This window comes from Aeromonas sp. YN13HZO-058, assembly GCF_001921245.1.
Lineage (GTDB): Bacteria > Pseudomonadota > Gammaproteobacteria > Enterobacterales > Aeromonadaceae > Aeromonas > Aeromonas allosaccharophila.
Map to the genome: position 1 here is coordinate 60,217 of NZ_MQSY01000038.1, position 15,901 is coordinate 76,117.

The 15,901-nt window shown below is 58.7% G+C and carries 7 protein-coding genes; 2 read left to right on the forward strand and 5 right to left on the reverse strand.

Going from position 1 to position 15,901, the window contains the following annotated elements; translation table 11 throughout:
• Positions 1–91: 91 nt before the first annotated feature.
• Entirely contained in the window at positions 92–1,663 is a 1,572-nt protein-coding gene (locus BSP75_RS08865; RefSeq protein WP_075112921.1) for an EAL domain-containing protein, read from the reverse strand.
• 565 nt (positions 1,664–2,228) lie between these two features.
• Here BSP75_RS08865 and BSP75_RS08870 point away from each other — a divergent pair.
• Complete coding sequence (locus BSP75_RS08870; protein WP_253186622.1) at positions 2,229–4,664, forward strand: GH92 family glycosyl hydrolase; 2,436 nt, start codon at positions 2,229–2,231, stop codon at positions 4,662–4,664.
• A 90-nt stretch (positions 4,665–4,754) separates the two neighbouring features.
• Here BSP75_RS08870 and acnB read toward each other — a convergent pair whose 3' ends face one another.
• Positions 4,755–7,352 carry a bifunctional aconitate hydratase 2/2-methylisocitrate dehydratase gene (gene acnB / locus BSP75_RS08875; RefSeq protein WP_075112923.1) on the reverse strand — a complete coding sequence of 866 codons (2,598 nt, stop codon included), beginning with the start codon at positions 7,350–7,352 and terminating at the stop codon, positions 4,755–4,757.
• 229 nt (positions 7,353–7,581) lie between these two features.
• Complete coding sequence (locus BSP75_RS08880) at positions 7,582–9,837, reverse strand: patatin-like phospholipase family protein (protein ID WP_042058726.1); 2,256 nt, start codon at positions 9,835–9,837, stop codon at positions 7,582–7,584.
• Between the two features lie 235 nt (positions 9,838–10,072).
• Here BSP75_RS08880 and BSP75_RS08885 point away from each other — a divergent pair, with 235 nt between their 5' ends.
• Entirely contained in the window at positions 10,073–11,983 is a 1,911-nt protein-coding gene (locus BSP75_RS08885; RefSeq protein WP_075112924.1) for a methyl-accepting chemotaxis protein, read from the forward strand.
• A gap of 390 nt (positions 11,984–12,373) precedes the next feature.
• Here the strand turns inward: BSP75_RS08885 and lpdA are convergent, their stop codons facing one another.
• Both lpdA and aceF read right to left on the reverse strand, forming a co-directional pair.
• Positions 12,374–13,801, reverse strand: coding sequence for a dihydrolipoyl dehydrogenase (gene lpdA / locus BSP75_RS08890; protein WP_075112925.1), 1,428 nt, complete (start codon positions 13,799–13,801; stop codon positions 12,374–12,376).
• Positions 13,802–13,962: 161 nt separating this feature from the next.
• Positions 13,963–15,846 carry a pyruvate dehydrogenase complex dihydrolipoyllysine-residue acetyltransferase gene (gene aceF, locus BSP75_RS08895; RefSeq protein ID WP_075112926.1) on the reverse strand — a complete coding sequence of 628 codons (1,884 nt, stop codon included), beginning with the start codon at positions 15,844–15,846 and terminating at the stop codon, positions 13,963–13,965.
• Between the last annotated feature and the right edge of the window lie 55 nt (positions 15,847–15,901).

Below are 15,901 nucleotides of genomic sequence, written 5' to 3' on the forward strand. Positions count from 1 at the left end.
ACACAAAAAAGCCCCTGCGCTTGCCGGGGCTTGATAACAGGACAAGTTGCGGCGGCACAGGTCGCTATGCGGCCACAGTGGCAAGGCGGATTCAGGCTGGCTCAAGCCGCCCCTCGACTGGCGAAGCCTCCTGCGCCAGCAGCTCCTCGCAAAACTGGCGCAGCGGCATCGGGCGGACAAACAGGTATCCCTGCAGATAATCGACCCCCTTGGCCCTGAGGTAGTCAGCCTGACGCTCGGTCTCCACCCCTTCCGCCACCAGCGCCAGTCCAAGTCGGGTCGCCAGGTCGATCACGTTGTCCACGATATGTTCCGAGAGCGACTCGGTGCCGATGCGGGCGATAAAGGACTTGTCGATCTTGAGGTAATCCACATGAAACTGCTGCAGGTAAGCCAGGCTGGAGTGGCCGGTGCCGAAGTCGTCGATGGCCAGTTTGACCCCCATCTCGTCCAGCTGGCGAAACAGGGAGAGAGTCTGGGGATCGGACATCAGCAGCTCCCGCTCGGTCAGCTCCAGCACCAGAACTACCTTGCCCGGCGCAAAGTGGCCGAGGAAGGTGCGGCACTCGGCCAGCAGGGCAAAATCATGGCAATGGGCCGCGCTGATGTTGAAGCTGATATGAAAGCCATCGGGCAACTGCGCCTGAACCCGATTCAACCGTGTAGCTACCAGCTTCATGATATGGGTGGTCATGGGAACGATCAGTCCCGACTCTTCCGCTTGCGGGATAAAGAGGTCGGGCCGGATCACCCCTTCATTGGCATGTTGCCAGCGCATCAGCACCTCTGCCCCCATCATCTTGCCATCGTGGCTGGCAATCAGCGGCTGCAGATAGGGAACAAACTCCTTGGCTCGCAAGGCGCGTCGCAGCTCATCCGTTGGCGAACCGGGGCGCCCCAGCACCCACCACACCAGCCAGGCCAGCAGCGTAGAGGTTGCGGCCAACCACAGCAGCGCCTGATGCCTGGCGTCCCACAGCGACTTCCAGTAGATCGGCATGGCATAACCGGCATGAATGGTGAAAGGATAATGGGATGAGCCGAGGGCGAGACTGGTTCTGCGATGCAGGGTGGGCGCTTCATTGAGATAGCGACCCGACGCGTCGAGCCAGGCTGACCCCACCTGCAGATAGAGGGCACTGGACTTGCCACTCAGAGAGAGCATGAAGCTGAGCTGGGTGCTGTCGATGGCGCTCAATGCGGCATTCCTGCCCTGTTCGGTTCGCACCACTATCAACGGGTGATTCTGCCGCACCCGATTGCCACTCATCAGCAACAGCTTGTTGCCGGTATAGATCGACCTGTCATCGGCATCACTCACAGCGCCGAACAGGGAGGTACAGCTGATGATGCCGTCGCGCACCAGATTGACCGAACGCAGAAAGGGCTCGATGGCCACCTTTTTGCGCAATACCAGCAGGTTTTCGTCACAGGGCGCATTGACCAGTGGCAATACCGAGCGATTGGCCTGCTCCGCATGATCCAGCATCGCCTCCAGCAGGGTTCTGGCCTTGTGGGCCGAGGCGCTGGAGTCCGCTTTCAGATCCTGCATATAGTTGCTGTGGATGATCCAGCCGCCCGCCAGCAGTGGCAGGACGAAGACCAGCAAGGCGCCGCCGAAGCGTAACCGGGTTCGGGAAAGATCGATCCTGAACAAAAACATAAAGAACCACGCCGCAATTCGTCGGGCCAGCCCGCACAAGCCAAAGAGAAAAGAAGTCATCTCACACCGATAGCGGAGCACTATTTCTTCGCGACCGGTCATAACCAGACAACATAACGCAAAGCGTTTATAAAACGAACTATAAGGTGTGCTCAGGGATGAATCATGCAGCAAACAGCCCCGAACGGATCAATCCCACCTCAAACCCTTCTCATCCTGCAATTCCTTCTCCCAATAGCCCCTTGTGAAGAGATTGACTACAGGCCAGAGCGGTTAACCCTGATAGTTTAAAATAATGTTGGAAGAGCCCTTCCTTGGTAGTACAGGTGATCAAATTCACACAACTGGATGACCGTCATAATAATCCAGTAAATGCAACAAAATTAACCTACGCGCTCAATCAACACTCTATTATTATCAACTCACAAAAATAAGCAGCTGCAAATAATTATGTTTGCCACTGATTAACTTCACCTGCAGACATATAAATATCTATCAATAACCCCACCCATTCTTGCCAAATATTGGCGAAGAAAAATATTGCACAATCATAAATAACATAACCTTGCCAAGGAGTCAGGTCATGAAAAGTAAACTAACGCCACTGGTCATCGCGCTCACCATAGCACTATCTGGCTGTGACAGTGATTCGACCACCAGTTCTGACAACGCGCGTCCGACACCTGATAAGTCGCTCATCCAGTATATAAACCCATTTATCGGTACCGGTGCTGATGGCCACACCTTCCCTGGAGCCGTCTACCCGGGTGGACTGGTGCAGCTATCCCCAGATACAGAGATGGAGGGTTGGGGCTCTGCCGCAGGTTATTTTGACCATGGCAAGCTATCGGATATTCCAGTTTATGGCTTCTCTCACACCCATTTGTCAGGCACTGGTATCACCGATCTCGGTGATATTCTCGTTTTGCCGTTTACCGATAAAAACAACACTACTTACAACACGTTTGATAAATCCAATGAGCAAGCTGAGGCGGGCTACTACTCGGTCATTCTTAACAACGGAAAAATCAAGGCGGAGTTAACAACGTCAGCCCGGGTCGGATATCACAAATATACCTTCCCCAAAGGCAGCACGCCCTCAATTAAACTCGACCTTGATCACACACTGAATAAGAGCTGGGGCAATCGCACCACTATTGGCGATATCGAGTTTATCGATGAATATACCATTCGCGGCAAGCGCAGTTCGGATGGCTGGGCCAACAACCAGCACATCTATTTCTACGCAAAATTCAGCCAGCCGGTGGTCAAGGCCAGCGTCGTTGTCGATGACGTAACAACCGAAGCGACCTTGAAACAGGATGCATTCAGGGGAACTAAAACCATCGCCTATCTGACTTTCAGTCCAAGTGAACAACCGCTCGAACTGAAGGTCGGGATCTCCCCCACCGGAGTTGAAGGGGCGCAGAAAAATCTGGAAACCGAGTTGCCAGGTTGGGGTTTCGAGGCTCAGGTAGCCAGCAACCAGCAGGCCTGGCATGGCGAGCTGGAAAAAGTGAACGTGAGCGGAGGCACTCAGGCCCAAAAAGAGATCTTCTACACCGCCATGTACCACTCCCAGATTGCCCCGATGATTTTCCAAGATGTGGATGGCAAGTACCGTGCAATGCGCACTCAGGAGATCAAGGATGCCGGAGCCATCCCCAACTACTCCGTCTACTCCATGTGGGACACCTTCCGGGCACAGCATCCGCTGCAAACCATCATCAACCCTCGTAAAGCCGAGGAGTATGTCAACGACCTGATCCGCAAGTACAAGGATGGGGGCATTCTGCCCAAGTGGGAGCTGCACGGCCATTACACCGGCACCATGATTGGCTTTCCTGCCATCTCCATCATTGCGGATGCCATGGTCAAGGGGATGAATGTCGATACCCAGGAGGCTCTGGAAGCCGCCGAGTATACCGCCCGCTATCACAAGAAAGAGGAGTTCTCGGACTGGACCGAAGACCAGAACATAGGCGCGGCAAGCATTGCCCAGCTCGAGGTATACGAGCAGAACGGCTATGTGCATTGGGGATACTGGAATTCCACCTCCTATACTCTGGAGTTTGCTTACGGCGACTGGGCACTCTCGGAAATTGCCCGCATGGCGGGTAACAACAAGGTTCAGCAGGAGTTCCTCACTCGCTCGAACAACTACCTGAACCATTGGGATGCCAAAACCGGCTTCTTCCGCCCCAAAAACCACCCTGACAGCTGGAACCCGCACCGCCCGGCCAGCCAGTTCAATCAACCCGTTGATGAGAACTCTCCTGACTGCAAGCTGGAGACGGTCAACAAACCCGATGGTACCAGCGTCGAGATGCGCGTCTGCCCGCTACTGCCATTTGATCCCTACTATGTGGACGAGTTTGCCTATACCGAGGGCAACAGCTGGCAATGGAAATTCCAGCCGCTGCACGCATTCAAGTGGCTCAAGGCGGAAGTGGGTGGAGAAAAGGGTCTGCGCGAGGATCTCGATGAACTGTTCAACGCACGCTCATCCAATAGCGGTGAAGCGCTGCCTGACCTGACCGGCTACATCGGCCAATACATGCATGGCAATGAACCCTCCCACCATATCCCCTACCTCTACAACATGACCGATGAACCGTGGAAAACGCAGGAGTATCTGGATCGGATCATGAACGAGTTTTACACCACCAAGCCAACAGGCCTTATTGGCAACGAAGACGTGGGACAAATGTCTGCCTGGTACATCATGTCGGCCATGGGGTTCTATCAGGTGACTCCTGCCTCCCCGCACTACAGCATCGGCCGCCCACTGTTCGACGAGGTGACGATTGCAGTGAAAGATGGGCTCTTCAGGATCACCGCAGACAACAACAGCCCTCACAACAAGTATGTGAAATCTGTGACCATCAACGGCAAACCGCTATCGGGGGATCTCACCTTTGAGCACAGCGAGATCAGGGCCGGAGGGGAGTTGCACTTTGTCATGACAGGCGACAAGAGAGAGGCAATGACCCGACTCTAACCGTCCGCATAAATGAAAAATGCCGCGTAACAACGCGGCATTTTTATTGGCTGACACAGAGCCCCTGAAGGGGCCCTGTCATCCATTAACTCAGACGGCCTGCTGCAGGATCACAGCATCGGCCTTCTTGGTGTAGGAGGCGATCTCGTTGAAGTTGAGGTAGCGGTAAGTATCTGCCGCTGTGGCATCGAGCGCCTTGGCGTATTGCAGGTACTCTGCCACGGTCGGGATCTTGCCGAGGATGGCGGCAACGGCTGCCAGCTCGGCAGAGGCCAGGTAGACATTGGCCCCCTTGCCCAGACGGTTCGGGAAGTTACGGGTGGAAGTAGAGACCACTGAGGCCCCTTCCGCAACCCGCGCCTGGTTACCCATACAGAGAGAACACCCCGGGATCTCGATGCGGGCACCGACGCGACCAAAGATGCCGTAGTAGCCCTCTTCGGTCAGCTGATCCTTGTCCATCTTGGTGGGCGGAGCGATCCACATGCGGGTCGGCAGCTCGCCCTGATACTTCTCGAGCAGTTTGCCGGCGGCGCGGAAGTGACCAATGTTGGTCATGCAGGAGCCGATGAACACCTCGTCGATCTTGTCGCCAGCCACGTCGCTCAGCAGACGGGCATCGTCCGGATCGTTCGGCGCACACAGGATCGGCTCCTTGATGGTGGCCAGATCGATCTCGATGATTTCTGCGTACTCAGCATCCTTGTCCGCTTCCAGCAGGGTCGGGTTGGCCAGCCACTCTTCCATCCCCTTGATACGACGGGTAATGGTGCGCACGTCGCCGTAGCCTTCGGAGAGCATCCATTTCAGCATCACGATGTTGGACTTCAGATACTCGATGATCGGCTCTTTATCCAGCTTGATGGTGCAACCGGCAGCGGAACGCTCGGCGCTGGCATCAGCCAGCTCGAACGCCTGCTCCACTTTCAGGGTCGGCAGACCTTCAATTTCGAGGATGCGGCCGGAGAAGATGTTCTTCTTGCCCGCTTTCTCGACGGTCAGCAGCCCTTTCTGGATGGCGGCATAGGGGATGGCATGAACCAGATCACGCAGGGTGATGCCCGGCTGCAGCTCGCCCTTGAAGCGCACCAGCACGGATTCCGGCATGTCCAGCGGCATCACGCCGGTGGCGGCGGCGAAGGCCACCAGACCAGAGCCCGCCGGGAAGGAGATGCCGATAGGGAAACGGGTGTGGGAGTCACCACCAGTACCCACGGTATCCGGCAGCAGCATGCGGTTCAGCCAGGAGTGGATGACGCCGTCACCCGGACGCAAGCTCACACCGCCGCGGTTCATGATGAAGTCCGGCAAGGTGTGGTGAGTCTGCACGTCGATGGGCTTGGGATAGGCCGCGGTGTGGCAGAAGGACTGCATGGTCAGGTCGGCAGAGAAGCCGAGGCAGGCCAGATCTTTGAGCTCGTCGCGGGTCATCGGGCCCGTGGTGTCCTGAGAGCCGACCGTGGTCATCTTGGGCTCGCAGTAAGTCCCTGGGCGAATGCCCTGCACGCCGCACGCCTTGCCCACCATCTTCTGGGCCAGGGTGAAGCCTTTGCCGGTATCGGCCACCGGCTGCGGGCGACGGAATACGGTGGAAAACGGCAGACCCAGCGCCTCGCGGGCCTTGTCGGTCAGGCCGCGACCGATGATCAGCGGGATACGGCCACCGGCGCGCACTTCGTCGATCAGCACGTCGGTTTTCAGTTCAAACTGCGCCAGCACCTGCTCGGTACCGTGCTTGCAGATCTTGCCGGCAAACGGGTAGATGTCGATCACATCGCCCATCGCAAGCGCAGAGACATCCACTTCGATGGGTAGCGCGCCGGCATCTTCCATGGTGTTGAAGAAGATCGGGGCAATCTTGCCACCCAGACAGACACCGCCAGCGCGCTTGTTCGGCACGAACGGAATATCGTCGCCCATAAACCAGAGCACCGAGTTGGTGGCGGATTTACGGGAAGAACCGGTACCAACCACGTCACCCACATAGGCCAGCGGGAAGCCCTTCTCTTTCAGGGCATCGATGGTCTTGATGGGGCCGACGGCGCCATCCTTGTCGGGGGTGATGCCGGGGCGGGCGTTTTTCAGCATCGCCAGAGCGTGCAGCGGAATGTCCGGACGGGACCAGGCGTCCGGCGCCGGAGAGAGGTCGTCGGTGTTGGTTTCGCCGGTCACCTTGAACACGGTGACGGTGATCTTCTCGGCCAACTCGGGACGGGAGAGGAACCACTCGGCATCGGCCCAGGATTGCATCACCTGTTTGGCGTGGGCATTGCCCGCCTTGGCCTTCTCTTCCACATCGTGGAAGGAGTCAAACATCAGCAGGGTGTGGGAGAGCCCCTTGGCGGCAAGAGGAGCCAAAGTCGCATCGTCCAGCAGGTCGATCAGCGGTTGGATGTTGTAACCACCCTGCATGGTGCCCAGCAGCTCAACAGCTTGCGCGGCGGTCAGGATGGGAGAGTGGGCTTCGCCCTTGGCGACAGCGGTGAGGAAACCGGCTTTGACATAGGCCGCTTCATCAACACCGGGGGGAATACGGGAGGACAACAGCTCTTTCAGAAAATCTTCTTCACCAGCGGGCGGGTTCTTGAGCAGTTCGACCAGGGCGGCGACCTGCTCTGCATCCAGAGGTTTGGCAACCACGCCCTCGGCGGCACGTTCTGCGACGTGTTTACGGTATGTTTCAAGCACGACTAATTCCTCTTTGGTCTTTTTTTGGGGTTCGCCCAGGCTCGCGGCGATCGTCCTTGCGGGACACCCCGTAGGGTGCTCCCCACTATATAAGTTTTAACGACTAATTAAAATCCAAACCCTGTTTACTTATTCACCACAAAATCGTAACCAATTAAACGGACTGGTATTTTTTGAAAATTAATTGGCCAGCACCGACCACAGTTAACAAATTGGCATCAATTCGGCATTATTCGAACGTACTGCCCAATTGCAGATAAAAGACGTCATTGCCCCCCTCCGCCATGCCGTAGCCGAGGAACACCGGGCCGAGGAAGCTCTCCACCCCGACATACACAGAACCGGCGGTAAACGAGCTATCCAGACTGATATCCGCCCCCTTGTTCCAGACGCCGCCCTGCTCCAGAGATCCACCGAGATAGAGCGGCACCTTGAGGGCACCGAAGTCGTTGTCTGCCACCCGATAGATGTAGCGCAGGCCACCAAACAGGCTGTAACGACCGCTCAGCTGGTAGCGCTGGAAACCGGAAAGGTGGAACAGCCCACCCAGATCCTGGATATAGAGCGGGATGCTCTCTTCACTGCCCGAGCCACCACCATCGAGGATCAGGTTGAGGCTGTGTCTGTCCCAGGACCAGGGTTTGACCATGGAGAGGCGATAGTTCCACCCCTCGCTACGGGAGGCCTGAAAGCCATCCCCATCCAGATTGACGTGGGAGTAGCCCATCTTCACATCCCATTTGACCCCCTGATAGGGGAAATAGCTGCTGTCCAGGGTGTCGTGTTCGAAGCGGGCATAGGGCCCCCATGCCGTGGCATCCCCTTGCAGCTCTTTGACGTTCTTGATCTCGATACTGCCGGTCTGCCCTTCCAGCCCCATCGACAGGCGACTCCAGGGCTGACGATTCCAGCCTACCGCCAGATCGGCGCTGAAGAAGGAGTACTCGGCATCGAGATAGGTGAACAGCGGATCGTCCGGATCCGGGTTGAAGAGGCTTCTCTGGGTCTGGTCATAGGCCAGGCTCGCCTCGCCATAGAAGGTCTGGGAGGGTTCCAGCGGGGTATAGAAGTCGGTCTTGATATGCTTTGCCGTGCCAAGCGACGCTTCGGTCAGCCACTCGGCCCCCCAGTCATTGACGTTGGTAAGGGTATAGGACATGCCGACGTTGTAGTTGGAGGTGTTCTCGAAGTCGTCGGAGAAGCCGAACTGGAAGTTGAGGTAGCCCGGCCCCCAGTTCTTCTCGCTGGCATCCACCACCAGCACGTTCTCCCCGTCGCGCTCCTCCACCTCATAGGTGATGCGGTCGAAGGACTCCAGCGCATAGAGCCGGCGAATGCCCGCCTCCAGGCTCTCGTTGGTCTGGATCTTGTCCGGCCGCACTTTCAGCATGGCACGCACCGTCTCGTCGGAGAGGCGCGACTTGTTGATGATCTCCACCTTGTCGATGAAGTAGGCGGGCTGACCGCTGCGCTCGGCACGGCGGCTCAGCTTCTGGTTGCGATAGGCGTTGTACTGCGCCTTGGTGAGCGACAGCCGGTCGAGTTGCAGCGACGCCTTGTCCGCCGCCGCTTCACCCAACTTGATCCCCTCCGGCATCCGGGCAAAGTCGGCGATCCCCATATCGCCAAACTCGGGGGCGAGCAGGATATCCTTGGGCCCCATCAGCGCCTTCTGCTTGTCGGTGCCGACCTGGGTCATATAGGTAGTGAGTTGGTCAATCATCGCCAACCCTGACTTGAGGGATTCACGGGTGCGCAACTTGGCGCTGATATCCACCGCGATCACCACGTCGGCCCCCATCGCCTTGGCGACATCCACCGGCATGTTGTTGACGCTGCCGCCGTCCGCTAGGATGTGGCCCTCCCACTCCACCGGCTTGAGTGCGCCGGGGATCGACATGGAAGCCTGCATCGCCTTGGCCAGACTACCGTGATCCAGCACGAAAGGCGTCACCGTCTCCATGTCGGTCGCCATGGCGCGGTAGGGGATCGGCAGATCGTCGAAACTCTCCTGCACCGGCAGGTTGGAGGTAGCCCCACGCAGCAGGCTGGCCATGGATTGCCCCTGAAAGAAACCGTCCGGCAGCTGGGTCGTGTCGCCATTCACCCCGATGTCGGTGCGCAGCTGATACTGTTCATTCTGCTGCTTCTTGCGCAGCGACAGCTCGTCACGACCGACCTTGTCCTGATACCCCTTGTTCCAGTCGATGGCGAGCGTCATGCGCTCCACCTCCTCGGCACTGAGCCCCATGGCGTACATGCCCGCCACATAGGAGCCCATGCTGGTACCGACGATGATATCGACCGGGATCCGTTTCTGCTCCAGCACCTTGAGAATGCCGATATGGGCCGACCCCTTGGCGCCGCCGCCGCTGAGCACCACCGCAATTTTCGGGCGCTCCCCTGCTGCCGCCATGGCCAGCAGCGGGCAGGCCGCCAGCATCACCAAAAGCAGACGGGTCCATCCCGCACCTAAGCTGCGCATCATATTTTCCATATTATTCAGAGGGTCAGTCACCAAGGATGGCCTCTACTATAAGGGGCCGGGCAGTTAGCGCAACCGGCAATCCGTATCCCGAATGGCCTGCACGCCGGAGGAGCGAGCCACCGCCGCTGTGAGCGCAAACGTAATCCGCAAATAAAGGGTCACCAGCCTCATGGGCGGGGCTGCGCTGCCGCTAATATGAGAGTCGTCAATCCTCAACCTTTTGAGCACCTTTATGCTGGCAACCCTCACGCTTAAACAGAAAATACTGGCTACGGTCACCCTGGCGGTAGTCGTCTCCTGCCTGCTGGTGGGCTACTTCAGTCAACGCTCGGCCCAGCAGCTGATCGAAAACCGGATGTTCGAGCAGGAGCTGCCCAACCTGACCCAACGGATCAGCAAGGAGATCGAGCAGGATCTCCACGGTATCGCCCAGGCCGCCCGCCAACTGGCCACCGACCGCTTCATTCTCGACTGGGTGGATCGGGGCATGCCCAAAGAGCAGGAGCCGATCCTCATCAACCAGCTCAAGGATGTGGCCAACCAGTATGGTCTGGTGACCGCCTCCTTCGCCGATCGCCAGAGTGCCGCCTACTACAACCAGGATGGCTTCCTGCGCAACCTGACCCCGACGCAGGATGCCTGGTTCTATGACTACACCAAGAGCCAGAAGGAGATGACCCTCAGCATCTTCCGCGAGAGCAACGGCGAGGTGAAGCTGTTCGTCAACTTCCAGCAGCTCAACGGTCGCGGGCTGGCGGGCTTTGCCAAATCCCTCGATACCATGGTGACCATGGTCGCCAACTTCCGGCTGGAAGAGAGCGGCATCGTCTTTATGGTCGATGGCAGCGGCAAGGTAAAGCTGCACCCCGAGGCCAACCGTATCGAACGTGATACCCTGGGCGGCATCGCCAGCGGTGATACCGGCAGCCTGCTGGCCAAACGCCCCTTTGCAGTCATCAACGCCGAAGTCAATGGCGAGCCTATGGTACTGGCCAGCAGCTATATCCCGTTGCTCGACTGGTATTTGGTGGCTCAGGTGCCGCAAGCCGAGATCTATGCCGAACTGGATCAGACCCGCAACGAGATCCTGATGATCTCGCTGGTGATTGCGCTGGCCATGGGGCTGATGGGGATGCTGCTGGCAGGCTCGGTCAGTCGTCCGCTCAACGAACTGGCCCGCCTGTTCAAGGAGCTGGGCAGCGGCGATGGGGATCTCACCCAGCGCCTAAAAGTGGAAGGGCGTGACGAGCTGAGTCAGGTCGCCACCGGCTTCAACAACTTCGTCGCCAAGATCCACGGCTCCATCGAACAGGTGGCAGAGAACTCCCGCCAGCTCGCCGACACCGCCAACGAGGTGGCCAACAAGGCGCAGCTGACCCAGCACAACTGTACCGCCCAGCGCGACCGCACCGTCCAGGTGGCTACCGCCATCCACGAGATGGGTGCCACGGTGAGCGAGATCGCCGGTAACGCTTCGCTGGCAGCCGAAGTAGCCAGACAGGCCAACGATCAGGCCGATGCGGGGGCTGTGGTGGTAGCGCAGGCGCGCCACGGCATCGTCGGCCTCTCCGGCGAGATTGAGCAGGTGGCCGGGGTCATCGAGTCGCTGGCGAGCCAGACCGACTCCATCGGCAGCATCCTCGAAACCATCCGCAGCATCTCGGAGCAGACCAACCTGCTGGCACTGAACGCCGCCATCGAGGCCGCTCGCGCCGGTGAACAGGGTCGCGGCTTCGCCGTGGTGGCGGATGAGGTGCGCAATCTGGCCAACCGCTCCGCCGCCTCGACCGCCGAAATCCAGGGGATGATCAACCGCTTGCAGGAGCAGAGTGCCCGCGCCGTCAGCGCCATGGCACAGGGGCGTAACCAGAGTCTGGAGGTGGTGAGTCAGGCCGATGAGGCCAACGCCGCCCTCGGCCAGATCACCGCCCACATCACCCAGATCAACGACATGAATATCCAGGTCGCCACCGCCACCGAGGAGCAGTCGAGCGTGGTCGGCGAGATCAACCGCAACGTGGAAGATATCAACCAGCTCACCATGGAGACCGCCGATATCGCCCACCAGCTGACCGAGTCCAGCCGCAGCCTGCAGCAGCTCTCCGGTCAACTCGACAAGCTGGTCGGCAACTTCCGTCTGTAGTCTTGTCATCCCACTCCTGAAGACTCACCAGAGGGCGCTGCGGCGCCCTCTGTCATAACCACGGCAAACGGTGACGCACGGCCATTCAAACGCCGTTATGCGCCCCTCGAAATGCCTCATAATCAGGGAAATATGAGGAGGAGTTATGGGCAAGCTGATCGTAATGATATTGCTGGGGGGCGTGCTCGGCGCTTGCAGCAGCGGGGCGGGTACACGGGGCAGATGTCAGCGTGGACGATACCCGGATCCGGGTCAGTGACGGTAGTGGTGGCTATGGCACCTTCTGCCCGCCGGGGCAGGCCAAGAAGGGGCGCTGCTAATCGGACTCCGAAGGCCAGATAGCAAAAAGCCGCTCATTCGAGCGGCTTTTTCATGCAAGCGGGAAGAAAATTACTTTTTCTTCTTGGCCTTGGCGTTCGGCAGGTCGGTGATGGAGCCTTCGAACACTTCGGCAGCCAGACCCACAGACTCGTGCAGAGTCGGGTGAGCGTGGATGGTCAGCGCGATATCTTCGGCGTCAGCACCCATCTCGATGGCCAGACCGATTTCACCCAGCAGTTCACCGCCGTTGGTACCGACGATGGCGCCACCGATGACGCGACCGCTCTCCTTGTCGAAGATCAGCTTGGTCATGCCGTCAGAGCAGTCGGACGCGATGGCGCGGCCGGAAGCAGCCCACGGGAAGGTGGCGACTTCGAAGTTCAGACCTTGTTGCTTGGCCTCTTTCTCGGTCAGACCGACCCATGCCATCTCTGGCTCGGTGTAGGCGATGGACGGGATCACTTTCGGATCGAAGTAGTGCTTCTTGCCAGCGATCACTTCGGCGGCAACGTGACCTTCGTGCACACCTTTGTGCGCCAGCATCGGCTGACCCACGATGTCACCGATGGCGTGGATGTGCGCCACGTTGGTACGCAGCTGCTTGTCCACCTCGATGAAACCGCGCTCGGTCACGGCAACGCCAGCCTTCTCGGCATCCAGCATCTTGCCGTTCGGCACACGACCTACGGCAACCAGAACGTTGTCGTAACGAACCGGCTCGGCCGGAGCGTGCTTGCCTTCGTAGGAGACGTACAGGCCGTCTTCACGGGCTTCAACTGCGGTGACCTTAGTCTCCAGCATGATGTTGAATTTCTTGGCCACACGCTTGGTGTAGATCTTGACGATGTCTTTGTCAGCAGCCGGTACCAGCTGGTCGGCAAATTCCACCACGTCGATCTCGGAACCCAGAGAGGAGTAAACGGTACCCATCTCCAGACCGATGATGCCGCCACCGATAACCAGCAGTTTGCCAGGCACTGTTGTCAGCTCCAGCGCATCGGTAGAGTCCCATACGCGCGGGTCATCGTGGGGGATGAACGGCAGCTTCACCGGACGGGAACCGGCTGCGATGATGGCGTTGTCGAAGGTAACGGTGGTCTTGCCCTCGTCGCCGGTCACTTCCAGGGTGTTCGGGCCGGTAAATTTACCGAAGCCGTTAACAACCTGAACCTTACGCATCTTGGCCATGCCAGCCAGACCGCCGGTCAGCTGGTTGATAACCTTCTCTTTCCACAGACGGATCTTGTCGATGTCGGTCTTGGGTTCGCCGAAGACGATGCCGTGCTCGGCCAGCGCCTTGGCTTCTTCAATCACTTTGGCGACGTGCAGCAGCGCCTTGGAGGGGATGCAGCCCACGTTCAGACAGACGCCACCCAGGGTGGAGTAACGCTCGACGATAATAGTATCCAGACCCAGATCGGCTGCACGGAAAGCAGCGGAATAACCGGCAGGGCCAGCACCCAGTACTACGACCTGGGTTTTGATTTCTTTACTCATCATGACCTCTTTGTCGTTCTTATATCCCCGGACAGCGCAGTCTTATGCCTTCTTTTCGTTGTAAAACAAGGCGGCTGCAGCCGTGAAAAAACGGGGCAAGTTTACGATCATGTTAATGAAATGAGAAGTAAAAAGGGCAGGCTCTGGGCCCGCCCTCTCACTTACAGGACCAGTCGACGAATGTCGGACAACACACCGTTCATGGTGGTGATGAAGCGAGCTCCATCGGCACCATCGATCACGCGGTGGTCGTAGCTCAGAGCCAGCGGCAGCATCAGGCGCGGCGCGAACTCTTTGCCGTTCCACTTCGGCTTCATCTCGGACTTGGAGACACCGAGGATGGCCACTTCCGGCGCGTTGACGATCGGGGTAAAGCTGGTACCGCCGATGCCACCCAGGCTGGAGATGGTGAAGCAACCGCCCTGCATGTCGGCAGCGGTCAGCTTGCCGGCACGGGCCTTCTTGGAGATCTCGGCCAGATCGCGAGACAGCTCCATGATGCCCTTCTTGTTAACATCGCGTACCACGGGCACAACCAGACCGTTGGGGGTATCCACCGCCACACCGATGTGGATGTACTTCTTCATGATCAGCTTGCTGCCATCTTCGGACAGGGAGCTGCAGAAGCGCGGGTGAGCTTCCAGCGCCTTGGCGGCCGCTTTCAGGATGAACACCAGCGGGGTGATCTTCACGTCCGACTTCTGCTTCTCGAGCATCGCGTTCTGCTCTTTGCGGAACGCTTCCAGCTCGGTGGTATCGGCTTCGTCGAACTGGGTGACATGAGGGATCATGACCCAGTTGCGGTGCAGGTTCGGACCGGAGATCTTCTGGATGCGGGTCAGATCGACCTCTTCCACATCACCGAACTTGCTGAAATCGACCTTCGGCCACGCCAGCACGCTCATGCCGTTGCCAGTACCGGTGCCAGCAGCCGGAGCGGACTCGGCGCGCTTGATGGCATCCTTCACATAGGCTTGCACGTCTTCTTTGACGATGCGGCCCTTGCGACCGGAGGCTTTTACCTTGGCTAGGTTGACGCCAAACTCGCGCGCCAGACGGCGTACTGCCGGGGAAGCGTGCACGTAGGCATCGTTGGCAACGAAATCGGTCGCAGCGGCAGCAGCCTGGGCAACCGGAGCCGGAGCTACGGCAACAGGGGCAGCGGCGACCGGAGCGGCAGCTTGAGCAACCGGCGCGGCAGCAGGGGCAGCGCCAGCCACTTCGAAGACCATGATCAGGGAACCGGTGGAGACCTTGTCACCCGCCTTTACCTTGATCTCTTTGACCACACCGGCGAACGGTGCAGGCACTTCCATGGAGGCCTTGTCACCTTCCACGGCGATCAGGGACTGGTCAGCTTCGACCTTGTCACCCACGGCAACCATGATCTCGGTGACTTCCACTTCGTCACCACCGATATCCGGTACGTTGACCTCTTTGGCAGCAGCGGCAACCGGGGCAGCAGCCACGGGCGCGGCGGCTTGAGTCGGAGCAGCAACGGCAGCAGGCGCAGCGCCAGCCACTTCAAACACCATCACCAGAGAGCCGGTAGAGACCTTGGCGCCAGCGGCAACCTTGATTTCGACCACGCGACCGGCGAACGGTGCCGGTACTTCCATGGAGGCCTTGTCACCTTCCACAGCGATGATGGACTGGTCGGCTTCTACCATGTCGCCCACGGCAACCATGATTTCAGTCACGTCCACTTCGTCGTCACCGATGTCCGGTACATGCACATCTTTGCGTACGGCAGCGGCAGGTGCGGCGGCCGGAGCAGCAACCGGTGCAGCCACTTCAGCAGGGGCGGCAGCGCCTTCGGCTTCGAAGATCATGATCTGGGAACCGGTGGCAACCTTGTCGCCCACCTTGATCAGGATCTCTTTGACGATACCGGCAGACGGGGCCGGTACTTCCATGGAGGCCTTGTCGCCTTCTACCGCGATGATGGACTGGTCCAGCTCGACCTTGTCACCCACGGCCACCATGATCTCGGTGACTTCAACTTCATCGGCGCCGATATCCGGCACCATAATCTGTTTGGACATTGTGCTTTATCCTCTTGCGTCGATCCGCGTGGCTGGCTGATACCACCACGCACAT

What these genes read in the sequence shown, in the direction of transcription:
- BSP75_RS08865 (WP_075112921.1), bottom strand. Translation starts at nt 1,663, where the DNA reads ATGTTTTTGTTCAGGATCGATCTTTCCCGAACCCGGTTACGCTTCGGC.
- BSP75_RS08880 (WP_042058726.1), bottom strand. Translation starts at nt 9,837, where the DNA reads ATGCGCAGCTTAGGTGCGGGATGGACCCGTCTGCTTTTGGTGATGCTG.
- BSP75_RS08885 (WP_075112924.1), top strand. Translation starts at nt 10,073, where the DNA reads ATGCTGGCAACCCTCACGCTTAAACAGAAAATACTGGCTACGGTCACC.
- lpdA (WP_075112925.1), bottom strand. Translation starts at nt 13,801, where the DNA reads ATGAGTAAAGAAATCAAAACCCAGGTCGTAGTACTGGGTGCTGGCCCT.
- aceF (WP_075112926.1), bottom strand. Translation starts at nt 15,846, where the DNA reads ATGTCCAAACAGATTATGGTGCCGGATATCGGCGCCGATGAAGTTGAA.